The sequence below is a fragment of the Desulfobacter vibrioformis DSM 8776 genome, assembly GCF_000745975.1.
Taxonomy (GTDB): Bacteria; Desulfobacterota; Desulfobacteria; order Desulfobacterales; family Desulfobacteraceae; genus Desulfobacter; species Desulfobacter vibrioformis.
Map to the genome: position 1 here is coordinate 91,549 of NZ_JQKJ01000014.1, position 12,765 is coordinate 104,313.

At 47.1% G+C, this 12,765-nt stretch carries 13 protein-coding genes; 8 read left to right on the plus strand and 5 right to left on the minus strand.

Translation table 11 applies throughout. The features are described 5' to 3' along the window. From Q366_RS10550 to Q366_RS10560, 3 genes are all read right to left on the minus strand, one after another. Nucleotides 1–786: an electron transfer flavoprotein subunit beta/FixA family protein gene (locus Q366_RS10550; RefSeq protein ID WP_035238716.1), complete on the minus strand. Its 786-nt coding sequence runs from the start codon at nt 784–786 to the stop codon at nt 1–3. Nucleotides 787–877: 91 nt separating this feature from the next. Then, nucleotides 878–2,947, minus strand: a complete 2,070-nt coding sequence (locus tag Q366_RS10555; protein ID WP_035238717.1) for a (Fe-S)-binding protein — start codon at nt 2,945–2,947, stop codon at nt 878–880. Between the two features lie 198 nt (nt 2,948–3,145). Further along, a complete protein-coding gene (locus Q366_RS10560) occupies nt 3,146–3,730 on the minus strand; it encodes a TetR/AcrR family transcriptional regulator (protein WP_035238719.1) in 585 nt (194 codons plus the stop codon). A 392-nt stretch (nt 3,731–4,122) separates the two neighbouring features. Here Q366_RS10560 and Q366_RS10565 point away from each other — a divergent pair, with 392 nt between their 5' ends. The 4 genes from Q366_RS10565 (at nt 4,123) to Q366_RS10580 (ending at nt 6,845) form a co-directional block, all read left to right on the plus strand. Then, nucleotides 4,123–5,409 (plus strand): class II fructose-bisphosphate aldolase, encoded by a 1,287-nt coding sequence (locus Q366_RS10565; RefSeq protein ID WP_035238786.1) that lies wholly within the window; start codon nt 4,123–4,125, stop codon nt 5,407–5,409. 59 nt (nt 5,410–5,468) lie between these two features. Next, on the plus strand, nt 5,469–5,903 hold the full coding sequence (locus Q366_RS10570) for a DVU0524 family FlgM-associated protein (RefSeq protein ID WP_035238721.1): 435 nt from the start codon (nt 5,469–5,471) through the stop codon (nt 5,901–5,903). Between the two features lies 1 nt (nt 5,904). Then, a complete protein-coding gene (flgM, locus tag Q366_RS10575) occupies nt 5,905–6,207 on the plus strand; it encodes a flagellar biosynthesis anti-sigma factor FlgM (protein WP_035238722.1) in 303 nt (100 codons plus the stop codon). Nucleotides 6,208–6,389: 182 nt separating this feature from the next. Beyond that, on the plus strand, nt 6,390–6,845 hold the full coding sequence (locus Q366_RS10580) for a hypothetical protein (RefSeq protein ID WP_035238725.1): 456 nt from the start codon (nt 6,390–6,392) through the stop codon (nt 6,843–6,845). Between the two features lie 13 nt (nt 6,846–6,858). Here Q366_RS10580 and mazG read toward each other — a convergent pair whose 3' ends face one another. Then, nucleotides 6,859–7,653, minus strand: coding sequence for a nucleoside triphosphate pyrophosphohydrolase (mazG, locus tag Q366_RS10585; protein WP_035238726.1), 795 nt, complete (start codon nt 7,651–7,653; stop codon nt 6,859–6,861). Then, nucleotides 7,641–8,162 carry a CvpA family protein gene (locus Q366_RS10590; protein ID WP_035238728.1) on the minus strand — a complete coding sequence of 174 codons (522 nt, stop codon included), beginning with the start codon at nt 8,160–8,162 and terminating at the stop codon, nt 7,641–7,643. The genes mazG and Q366_RS10590 overlap by 13 nt, the downstream gene beginning before the upstream one ends. Before the next feature lie 177 nt (nt 8,163–8,339). On the opposite strand from Q366_RS10590, the gene Q366_RS10595 reads away from it, so the two are divergent. The 4 genes from Q366_RS10595 to Q366_RS10610 are packed head-to-tail and all read left to right on the plus strand — an operon-like array spanning nt 8,340 to nt 12,760. Further along, nucleotides 8,340–9,281, plus strand: a complete 942-nt coding sequence (locus tag Q366_RS10595; RefSeq protein WP_035238787.1) for a PhoH family protein — start codon at nt 8,340–8,342, stop codon at nt 9,279–9,281. Then, on the plus strand, nt 9,265–11,658 hold the full coding sequence (locus Q366_RS10600; RefSeq protein WP_035238730.1) for an HD family phosphohydrolase: 2,394 nt from the start codon (nt 9,265–9,267) through the stop codon (nt 11,656–11,658). The genes Q366_RS10595 and Q366_RS10600 overlap by 17 nt, the downstream gene beginning before the upstream one ends. Continuing rightward, nucleotides 11,555–12,019 carry an rRNA maturation RNase YbeY gene (gene ybeY, locus Q366_RS10605; protein ID WP_035238731.1) on the plus strand — a complete coding sequence of 155 codons (465 nt, stop codon included), beginning with the start codon at nt 11,555–11,557 and terminating at the stop codon, nt 12,017–12,019. Before Q366_RS10600 ends, ybeY begins: the two co-directional genes overlap by 104 nt. Before the next feature lie 21 nt (nt 12,020–12,040). Continuing rightward, entirely contained in the window at nt 12,041–12,760 is a 720-nt protein-coding gene (locus Q366_RS10610) for a pyridoxine 5'-phosphate synthase (RefSeq protein WP_035238734.1), read from the plus strand. Nucleotides 12,761–12,765 lie beyond the last annotated feature (5 nt).

Consider the following 12,765-nt stretch of genomic DNA (forward strand, 5'->3'; position numbering starts at 1 on the left):
TCAAAGACCTCCTTTGGCTTTCAGCTTCTCAATCAGTTTTTCAACAATTTCATCGGTGGAACCTTCAAGCATTTCAGCACCATCGCCCAGATCAGGTACAAAATAATCCACACGTTTAATCTTTGCGCCCGCCTCACCCACGCTGCCGGCATCCAGACCAAGGTCACCGGCACCTTTGACAGGGATATCAACACTGGCCACCTTACGGATGCCACGGATACCCACATAACGGGGTTCGTTAATGCCGGTCTGAATGGAAAGCACGCAGGGCAGCTCAATTTCATTCATTTCCTGGTTGCCGCCTTCGATTTCCCGGCCCACTTTAATTTTTCCATCAGCCGGTTCAATCTTGTTCACCAGAGAAGCATAGGGGTAGTCCAGCATGGCTGCAAGCATGCCGCCAATCTGCCCCGCGCCTTCATCGGCCTGGGCACCGGTAAGAATCAGATCATAATTGCCTTTTTCAACTTCAGCTTTGAGAATGGTCGCAATACCTTTACCGTCAGATCCTTCAAAGGCTTCATCAGAAAGAAGAACGCCGTTATTGGCGCCCATGGCCATTTCACGTCGCAGAACTTCTTCAGCCTCGTCATCCCCCACAGTTACGACAGTTATGCTGCCGCCCAGGTTATCCACGATCTGAATAGCCTCTTCAACGGCATAGTTATCCCACTCGTTCACAGAATAAACCAGATCATCACGATCCAGATCATTTCCTTCGGAATTGAGTTCAAATTCGTTCTCAGCAGTATCTGGAACGCGTTTGACGCACACCAAAATTTCCATTATTTCCTCCTTAAGCTTATTTTTTCGGGGGTCTGCCGGACTTATGGCTTATAGAACCAAACTCCGGCAGACAACTCATGTTACGCGTTGGTTATGCTAAATGTTCCTCAATGAGTTGCGTGAAATCAATGGCCTCTATCTCACCCTCTTTCCCGGCCACCTTGATGGCATCCTGGATATTCACCAGACAGAAAGGACAGGCCGTGACAATGACATTGGCCCCGGCTTCCGCTGCCATATTTACCCTGAGAACACCCATGCGGGTCTCTTCCTCGGGCTCATAAAACAACATCAGGCCACCGCCCCCGCAGCAGAAGGAGCGGTCACGGCTCTTTTCCAGTTCCACCCGTGTCAGGCCGGCAATGGCATCCATTGCCTGTCTCGGGGATTCATAAATACTGTTGTGGCGCCCCAGATAACAGGGATCATGGTACACATATACTTTATTCCGGTTTTTACACCGTTTCATCATCAGGTCACCGGATTTAATCTTTTCAGCCACGATTTCACTGATGTGTTTCACAGGGGGCAGGCCCTTGTAGTCGTTTTTCAAAGCATTCAGGGCATGGGGGTCGGCCGTGACAATCTGTCTGACACCGGCCCCAAGAATAGCTTCGGTATTCTGGGCTTTAAGATCCTGGTAAAGCATCTCTTCACCAAATCTAAGCACCTCGTTGCCGCTGTCTTTTTCGTCTTTGCCCAGGATGCCGAAATCCACCCCTGCCTTTTCAAGGATGATGGCGGTCCTGCGGGCAATGTCCTGGATATTGTCGTCATAGGAGGTAATGCTGTCCACAAAATATAGCGTATCTGCACTCTCCTGGCTCAGATCTTTGACCGTATGGGTTTGGGCAAAGTCTTTTTCCTGGGCCCAGTCCGCACGCTTCTTCTCCATTTTACCATAGGGGTTGCCGCGTTTTTCCAGGGCCTTAAGGGGTTTTTGCAGGGACTGGGGTACCATGCCCTCATCCACCATGCCACGGCGCAAGTCAACCATCTTGTCAATATATTCGATCCCCAGGGGACATTCCTGTTCACAGGCACCGCAGGTGGTGCAGGACCAGATCTCATCCTCTGTATAAATGTCTTCCACCAGCAGCTTGTCAGATTTATAAATAATTCCGGATTTAATGGGATAGTTTTTAAAGATAAGATCCCTGGCCTTGATGGTGATAAACCGCGGGGACAAGGGACGGCCGGCTGCGTTGGCCGGACACTGGTCGGAACAGCGGCCGCAGTCTGCACAGGAATAGAAATCAAGCATCTGCTTCCAGGTGAAATCCTCAAATTTTTTAACGCCAAAGGATTCCAGGTTGTCCAGTTCCTCATCGGAGACCCCGTGTCTAACCGGCTTGATATTGCCTTTTTTCACGCGCATGAAAAAGACGTTGAAAACAGAGGTGATGACGTGAAAATGTTTGCCCAGGGGCAAAAAGCACAGAAAAAAGAAAAAGGTGAAATCATGCACATAATACATAATGATGTGCAGGCCCTGGAGGAATTCCAGGGATGCCAGCCTAAGTATCTTTGCAAAAAACCAGGCCAGGGAAAAAAATGCCGGGAAGTGGACATCACCACCGGTGTTATAGGTGAAAGCAATGGCAGCAGCTTCAAACATGCTTTCTGAGATCATCAGGGTGGATATGAGTCCCAGAACAAAAACCGCTTCTGCGGTATGGTCATGACCATATTTTTCAGGCACTGCATAACGGGCAGGCTTTTTAATGCCCCGGCGGTAGGCCGCAATGATACAGGCCACAAGAACAGCGGTGGCTGCGTAATCTTTAATAACATTGTAAACAACACCCAGGGTACCGTCTAACCCGGGAAACACATATCCGGGAAACACGCCCATAATAACAAGGCTGATGGAACGGATGGACAGAATTAAGAAACCTGCAAATATAATGATGTGCAGCACACCGGCCTGCATGTATCTGGGCTGGCGGATCTGCCCTAACCAGACAACGGCCAGATGTTTAATCCGCTTCGGAATATTGTTAAAACAATAATCCGGATTGGCCCGGACCAGAGGAGCGATTCTCCGTGCCATGATGTAGGTAAATAGCCCTACACCGATAACCGGCAGAAGAAATGATAAAATCATTGTTGGAATAAAACCGAACAACAAATAGTGTGCCGGGGCTATGATCGTAGACATACTCAACTTACCTCCATAATTATATTTAACTTAGTGAATTCAGGCTCACTGTGCTTTAATAAACATCGACTTTGCCGTCAAGAAAAAAGCATAAATTTCAGCTCAACACAACTATCCCTCCCCAGAAATACCCGGAGGGGGAAATTTTGTTGAAATTCAGGGAGGGGAAAATCAGTACCGTGTCTGATAAGGATAGCGTCAGGCACCCCGGACGCCCGTCATATAAAGGTCAACCAGCGGATCTGCCATGGTCGTAAGATCGTAGCGCCCATGGGCACTGACCCAGGTGGAAATCACCCCTTCCACAGCCCCGAGGATAAATCGTTTCACAAGCCCCACAAAAAGATCCTGGCGCATGGAACCCTCAATCTGGCCCTGCTCTATAATATCGGATAAAAGATCAAGGTACATCTTTGAGATATCCTTGACCTGGGACTCAATATCCCGAAGATATCTCACCTCTGATTGAAAGATAATTGCCATGTTTTTGTCATTTTGAAATTCCTGAAGATGGCAGCGGATAAGATTTCTCAGTTTACTTTCCGCATCGGTGCCATTGGCCACGGCAGCATTCATTTTTTCAAACACCACATCTGTTTTAAAGCTCAGGTATTGATAAAGGATATCGTCTTTGTTCTTGAAATAAAGATATAAAGTGCCGTCCGCCACCCCTGCCCTGGCAGCGATCTGTGAAATGGTGGCTTTGTAAAACCCATGTTCCGCAAACACTGCGCCGGCGCTGTTTAAAATTTTATGATATTTCTCGGACTTACTTTTCTGCAAATGTGTTCATCCTTTTCTTACCCAAATGAATAACGGATCATCCATCTAACAATAAATCCGCGCAAGCTAACAATAGATTCGTATAAATGTCAAGCCTTGTAACAATTTTCAAAACAGAAGCTATTATGGCAACATATCTTATACTTACAACATAGTAAAACATACAAATTTTATCATACCCGGATCAGTCTGTTTTTCACCCCCCTGAGAAAAATTATGAACATCCATTCATTTCAGTATTTCCCATACAATGGTCCACCGGGTAATTCTTTGGATAATTACGTTCATTTCTTTTATTGAACTTGATTTTAGGTTATTTTAATGTAAAAAATTTATGCATCCTAAACATTCTTAACATGAAATATTTGACATATATACGGGAGGATTTCATCATGACCCATCCACAATCCGAAGAATACCGCAAACTGCTTGATTACGGCAGGCCCCCCAATGTGAAAAAGTGCTTCCCCAACTCAAACGCATTAATTGTCAGCGGGAAATATATTGACCGCGCCATGCTGGCCAAGGGCAGCTGCATGACCATTGCAGCCAACGGCAGAAACGCTTTTGTCATCAAAGGGACCCTTGCCGCAGCCCAGCGTGCCAATGCGGCAGTGATCATCGAAATTGCGCGCTCCGAAGGCGGCACCGGGGCCTATTGCGCCACCAGCCTTTGGAACATTGCAAGGCAGACCGATGCGTATATGAATGAAATGGGGATCACCATTCCCGTAGCCATACATGCAGACCATTTCGGAATCAAAAAACCCGAAGATATTACACCTGCAAAAACCGAAATCCGGTCGTTATTTGATGCCGGTATTACCTCCATTGCCATTGACGCATCCCACATGCCCGATGACCAGAACCTTTTGGCCAATATTGAATTAAACCCCTATGTACCTGAATGGGCAGGCCTTGAAACCGAAGTCGGTGAAATAAAAGGAATACATGGCCTTTCAACGCCTGAAGAAGCGCTGTTTCTTATCCAGGGTCTCAATGCCCACAGCATTTTTCCGGACTGGATCGCCCTGAACAACGGCACCACCCATGGCATTGAACAAAGCGATACAGGCATCAATGTCGCTTTGACTGCAAAAATCCATAAGACACTGGCCCCTTACGGAATTTCCGGTGCCCAGCACGGTACATCGGGGAACAATTCCGACCGGTTGCGCCGGATTGCCAAAGAGACAAGAACCACAAAGGCCAATGTTGCCACGGCCCTTCAGATGATCTCCTGGGGGGTGAAGGTTAATGATTTCGGCAATGCCATCATGGATGAGTCAGGCAGGTTCATTAAAGAGACCGGCAAAGGGGTCACCCGGGGCACCTGGGAAAACATGTGCGCTTTTGCCGCAGCCAATGGCTGGCAAAAGGGGAACTTTAAAAAACTGAATCTTCCTTTTGAAAATATTCTGACAGCCCAGGATGCGCCTGTCCGGGAACGAATGGTCAAAGGCGTTGAAAACTTTGTGTTTACACTTCTCACGGAGGTTTTCAACGCCACAGACACCGCGGACCTGGTAAAAAGACAAATTTTTGAAACCCAGTCACACATGCCTGGATTCAAAGCAAAGAGAATTGAACAAAAAAATGAATGGACCAGGGAAAGAATTATTGATAAAGCTTCCCGGATTATTACAGATAAAAGCCCTGAAGGAAATTTTGATGATTAAAAATTTTTCTAAAGTTTTAATTTCACCATGCCGATATTGAGATTAAGGAGAAATTTAAAATGCAGATCCCTTCATACCAAATACAAAATGTCTTGAAAGTGTATTCAAGGCAATTTAGCCAGGGCAAACTGCTGGGCAAGAATAAATTCAGCGATGCCAACAAGGTTTCTGCGGATAGCGTCAGTATATCATCGGAAGGCAAGCGTCAGGCCATTATAGATAAGGTTGCAAGCAACATTGTTGACAAAATTATCACCGAAGGCCCCAATGAAAACGATGAGGCCCAGATCACCGGTCAGATTGAAAAAGAGCTGGGGAAAGAAATTGATTTTAGCAAAGGCAGAAACCAATTCACCTATACCTCGGTTGATGAAAATAATAATAAGGTCGTCCAGACCTTGTCCGTGGAGGATTCCAGAGTCATTGTTGAACGGATGACGGAGCTGGCGCGTCAGGTAGCGGATTCCAACATGGAATCCCAGGAGGGTGTTTAATATGAAAATTAATTCCACACAGCAGTATATCAATCAAAGTTACACTGCCAACAATACCGGTACCACCGCCAGGACTTCGGCGGATAAGGGAAAACAATCTGAAGAGAAACTTTCAGACAGCATTAATTTGTCCTCCACCACCAGGGATCTTCAGAAAATATCTGCCGCAGCTGCCCAGGAACCTGGGGATAGAGCCCAAAAGGTTGAAGGCCTCAAACAGCAGGTACAGTCCAACCAGTACACAGTGAATGCCGAGCAGATAGCGGAAAAAATGATCGGCTCCATTATGAACGAAGTGGGTTAACCAGGCGGCATCTTTTTCCCTCCTGCCCGACGCATTGAAGTGTTCAGGCAGGAGGGCTTTTATTTCCATAGGATAACCACTTGATTTCTTAAATCAAATCACACTATTCTCAAACTATCGAAAGTTTGCAAACGGCTGGCATACTTGTTGCAAAAATTCTTCCTTAAAAAAAGGAGGACAATATGACCCAGATTAACAACATCCAAGGTATCACCCAAATACTTGACAATCAGTCAACGCAGGTAGCCAAGACCCATGGACAGGCACAAGGATTTGAATCCTTGCTCAATTCCGCACTGGAAAAAACACAGGAGTCCGAAGAAGGAACACAGATCAGCGAATTAGGTGAAATCCCTACCTTAAATTTTGACATTCAAACCGTGTCTTCCATTGTTACGGATAAAACCGACAAACTGCTGAACAGCCTGGAAAGCTATGCATCCCAGCTTGATGATGCCAGTGTCTCTTTAAAGGACATTGAACCTGCGCTTGAAGAACTCAATGCAGACGCCGCATCTTTATTGGAAGAAACCTTGTCTTTAGGAGAAGATGATCAGGATCTCATAGATATTGCCACCAGCACGGCTGTTACTGCCAAAACCGAATATTTGAAATTCCAGAGAGGCGATTACTTGTAAACAGGAAAGGATGTCAGGCCTTTTTTTGTGCATACACCTGTTTGGCTTTCAGCCAGTGCTTCTCCTTTTCTTCGGAGGGCATCTGCTTTAAATCAAGGCCTTGTTTTTCAAGGGCAGCTTCCATAATTCTGAATCGCTGCTCAAATTTGGAAGTAGACCGGTACAGCGCTGTTTCCGGATGAAAACCGGCAAACCGTGCCACATTCACAAGGGAAAAAAGGATATCACCGAATTCAAGCATGGCATCATCCTGGTCCATGGAGAGTGCCGCATTAAATTCATGTATTTCCGAAACTGCCGTATCCAGCACTTGATTCAGGTTGTCCCACTCAAACCCGGCTTTTACTGCAGATTTGGAAACTTTTAAAGCCCGCAGCAGCCCCGGCATCCCGCCGGGCACATTGTCAAGGGCAGAGCGTCTTTCAGATATACCGGAACCGGCTTTCTCCCCAGCCTTAATCGCCTCCCATTGCTTATTCAACCCATCTTCGGATGTAATCCGGCTGTCACCATAAACATGGGGGTGGCGACGAATCATTTTCTCAGCCACGGTATTGACCACGCGTTCAAATGAAAATCTGCCGGCGTCGGCATAAATTTCCATAATAAAAAGGATCTGGAAAAGAACGTCCCCAAGCTCCTCTATAATATTATCCTCATCATCTTTGACAATGGCTTCTTCCAGTTCATAAAGCTCTTCGGCCAGACACTTCCACATACTAGACGGGGTCTGCTTCCTGTCCCAGGCACATCCGTTCTTCCCCCGAAGCCTTCGGATGATCTCAAGCAGGGGAATTATTGTTTCCACGTCTCTTTTAATCCTTCCAACTCTTTACTGAAATCCATTTTGATGTTCCGGGAAATAAACAGGGTCAGGGCATCAGCAACCCGGGCAAGGTAGGGGGCTGTGCGGGATGCAGCCACATGATTACTGCCGTTGGGCACAAAGCTTGTGATCATTATAAAAAGGACGGTTGTAATAAGTATGCCTTTGGCAGCCCCGAAGAGAATACCGAATGTTCTGTCCACCCAGCCTAAAAACACAATCTTCAGCAATTTGTGGATCAGGGCGCCCAGGAGCCCCACAGCAATGAGAATCAGACAGAACAATAGAAAAAAACAAACAAGCTTTTGGATCTGCGGTGATGAAATCCATGAATCCATATAGGGCATCAACTGAAGATAATAGGTATTGGCCCCGTAGAAACCGGCCACAACGCCCACGATTCCGGAGATTTCCCGGACCAGGCCCTTAAATCCCCCCCGAATAAGGCAAAATCCCACAATGATCAATACGCCAAGGTCGAAAAAATTCATAGTTTACCTTAATTAAATTATCGCCTTTTAGGCGGATTGTTAAGTTTTAGGTGTTAGGAAATGGGAATCCCTATACTTTTAAATTATGGCTTCAAAATATAGACAGATAACAGCAGGGCAACTTGCTAGTCAAGATTTTTATTGACCTTTAAACCAATAAAATGCACCCTGTATCCCATGAAAAATCTTGAGTTCCAAAACATTGCCCTTGCCCAGAAGCTCTTTGGGACACACAATGTCAACCTGGAAAAAATTGCCCGGGCTTTTGGGGTTATCGTCAACTCAAGGGGCGGTGCAATTTCAGTCAGTGGTTCAGAAGAGAAAACAGACAAGGCAATCGACCTGATCAGCCAGCTTTATGATCTTTTGGAAAAAAACATACGGCTGACACCTGCGGTTTTAGATGCAGCAATTAATGCGGTGCAACAGGGTTCGCGCACCCCATTGAAAAAAATATTTACCACCACAATAGTGGTCACGGACAAAAACAAACCCATTACGCCCCGAACGCCAACCCAGCTGGCATACACCGAGGCCATAAAATCCAACGATATCCTTTTCGGCATTGGGCCGGCCGGTACCGGCAAAACCTACCTTGCCATGGCCATGGCCGTTGCCGCGTTCACAAAGGGTGATGTAAAAAAAATTATCCTCACCCGCCCTGCAGTGGAAGCAGGAGAAGCCTTGGGTTTTCTTCCGGGTGACCTGGCTGAAAAAATAAATCCATATTTACGGCCCCTGTACGATGCCCTCTATGATATGCTTGATTTTGAAAAAGCCAGAGCCTATATTGAGCAGGAAACTATTGAGATTGCACCCATTGCATTTATGAGGGGCAGAACCCTGAACAATGCGTTTATCATCCTGGACGAGGCCCAGAATACCACCTCCCAGCAGATGAAAATGTTTTTAACCCGGATCGGATACGGTTCAAAGGCCATTATCACAGGTGATATTACCCAGACAGACCTGCCCGGAGGAAAAAAATCAGGGCTGGTGGAAGCCAGAAAGCTGCTTGCCCGGATAAAGGGGATCTCATTCATAGAATTTTCAAAGGATGATGTTGTCAGGCATCGGCTGGTGTCAGACATCATAAACGCTTATGAAAAAAGCAAGTAACCAGGGATGGTTTAAACGAGCCGGGAAAGCCCTGTCATCCACCCCATACCTTCCGCCCGTAATGTTTTTTCTGGTGGTGGCCCTGTTCGCCCTGGCCCAGACCATTGACCACACCACTGAATCATATGTATATAAAATAGGGGATGTGGCAGGCAGAGACATCAAAGCCCCCAAAGATTTCTTTATAGAAGACAAGGCCACCAACCTGGCCAGGATGAATTATGCCAAAACATCACTCAGAACCGTATATGATTTTGATTCCAACCTGTTAAAAAACACCATCACAGATATTACATCGGCCATGCATTTCGGGCGGCAGATGTTCCAATCCCCAGGCAATACACCGGACAATACCCCGGGCATTACCCCCCCGTACCCGGCGGATCCGTCCTTTTCCATGGCCCTGGTATTCAAGCCCGAATTTGAAAAAAAGCTGGGCATAGAAATTTCAAAAGGCGCATTCCAGATCCTGTTCAAGGAAAAATTTTCCGAAGAAATTACAGGATATATTTCAGCCATTATTGGCGATATCCTGACCAACGGGGTTGTGGGCAACAAAGAAATTCTGATGGCTGAAGAGGAAAAAGGGATCACCCTGAGGACAATTCAGTCTCACAAGGAACGGGTAGTTACCAATCTAAAGGTGTTTTACGGACCGGACCAGGCCAAGACCATGGTAAGGATCGTGGGCCAGCCCATCTTAAATGGTGTCAACTACAGCCTGGCCAACCTGGTTGTAGATATCTGCCAGCGGCTTTTGCGACCCAATATCACCCTGAATAAAAACGAAACGGAAAAGCGCATCCGGGAAGCCCAGGCACGTATTAAACCCACCCTTTACCAGATCAAGACAGGCGAAATGATCATCCGGGAAGGGGAGCGGGTGGATGAACTAAAACTGGTCAAGCTCAATGCCTTAAACGAACTGGTCGAGGGTAAAGATATTATCATAACCATTACCGGCATCTGCATGTTTACCAGCCTTTTGCTTACTGTGATTTATTTTCTTTATCTCAAAGATCACCCAAAGCTTGTCCGGGACATGAATAAACACATGACCTTTCTGACCCTGGGCCTTTTGCTTTATATTGGGTTTACCGAGCTTGCCGTGTACATTGCCAACTCCTCAAATCCGGAAATGGCCGGCGAAATGGCCTCAAGAACAATTTATATGGTGATACCTTTGCCGGCTGCCGCCATGATCGCCTGCATTTTCCTGGGATTTGACATTGCGCTCTATTTCTCTTTGGTGCTTTGCAGTTTATGTACCATATCCTTTGGCGGCGGATTTCAGGTCTTTTTGTTCTTTTTTCTGTCCAGTATTACGGCAGCTTACTGGATCAAGGAACGAAACGAACGTCACCATTTCATTGTTGCCGGATTCAAACTGGCATTGCTTAATGCTTGTCTTGCCATTGCCCTGGGTTTTTTCATGCCCTCCCAGGTACTCCCCTGGGGGATATTGCTTAAACAGGTGACAATGGCCGTGGGCGGCGGTGTGTTTGCAGCCATTATTACTGTGGGATTCACACCTTTAATCGAAGTGCTGTTCAATTACACCACGGCTGCAAAACTGCTGGAGTTTTCAAATCTGGACCAGCCCCTGATCAAAAAACTGATGATCGAAGCCCCGGGCACTTACAACCACAGCGTGATTGTGGCCACCCTTGCCGAAGCAGCCGCGTCCGCCATCCATGCAGACAGTCTCAAGGCCAAGGTCATGGCATATTACCATGACATCGGCAAGCTGGACAAAACCATGTATTTCATTGAAAATCAGTCAGACGGACGGAACCGGCATGACAAGCTCTCTCCGTCCATGTCCGCGCTGATCCTCATCGGCCATGTTAAAAAAGGTGTGGAAATGGCCAAAAAATACAAACTGGGCAATGAAATTGTGGAAGGCATTATCCAGCACCACGGTACATCCCTTATAAAATATTTTTATAACAAAAGCCTGAAAGCCGGAAATGAAAACATTAATGAAGATGATTTCAGATATCCGGGTCCCAAACCCCAGACAAGGGAGGCAGGCATTGTCATGCTCGCGGATGTGGCAGAAGCCGCGACCCGGGCACTTGAGCGCCCTACCCCATCCAGAATCCAGGGCCGGGTCAAAGAGCTGATCAATGACATATTTGCCGACGGTCAGCTCGAAGAGTGCGAAATGACCTTGAAAGATCTGCACCAAATCGCCAAAAGTTTTAATAATATTTTGACCTCCATTTATCACAGCCGCATTGAGTACACCGACAAACCCCAGGAAAAAAAGAATGGAAAACCTAAGGATACTGATAGACAACCACCAAGAGGAGAGGCTGCCAACAGCGCCCCTGTACAAAAAGACAGAACAGATCTTAAACGCCTTGGGCTGTGACAACCACGAACTTTCCATTGTGATCACGGATGATGCCCAGGTCAGGGACCTGAACCGGACATACCGGGGCAAAGACGCGCCCACGAATGTGCTCTCCTTTCCCATGCAGGAGGGAGAATTTTCAGATATTACCCCGGGACTTCTCGGGGATGTGGTGATCTCCCTTGATACGGCCCGGGCCGAGGCCCTGGAGGCAGGGATTTCCACGGATGAACGAATGTCTCAATTATTGATACACGGCATTCTTCACCTGATGGGATTTGACCATGAATTGGGTGAGGACCAGACCCGGAAAATGGAAGAAAAGAGCCTGGAACTGCTCAGACGCATTGAAGACAATCCAAATCTAACCGCTTTCTAAGAAGCTCGAAAGGATATCAAAATGGCAGAACTCGCAGTAAATGTAGACCATGTGGCAACCCTGCGTCAGGCAAGGGGCGCCAAATACCCGGAACCGGTTCAGGCTGCCCTGGCCGCAGAAACCGCCGGAGCAGACGCCATTGTGGTGCATCTGCGGGAAGACCGCCGCCACATCCAGGAACGGGATGTCCGGCTGATTTCCCAGACAATAAAAACCCGATTGATACTTGAAATGGCAGCCACCAATGAAATGCTGGGCATTGCCCTGGACATCAAACCCGACACGGTCACCCTGGTACCCGAAAAGAGAGAAGAGCTTACCACCGAAGGCGGACTTGATGTGATTACCCATATGGAGCACATCCGCCAGGCCGTCACCACCCTGAAAAATGCCGGAATTAAAGTCTGTATTTTCATTGACCCTGACCTGGATCAGATCAAAATGGCCCACAGAATTGATGCCGATTCCATTGAGATACATACAGGTGCATTCTGCGATGCCACCATCCCGTATGACCGGAAAAGGGAATATGCAAGAATTGTGGATGCAGCCAAAATTGGTGCCCGCCTGAACCTGGGCGTCCATGCCGGACACGGAATCTGTTACCAATCCATCAAAGCATTCAAGGGATTGTCTGAGATTTCTGAATACAGTATCGGACATGCCATCATCTCAAAGGCCCTCATGACAGGCATGGACACAGCAGTCAGGGACATGGTGCAATTAATTAAAGACCTGTAAATTAC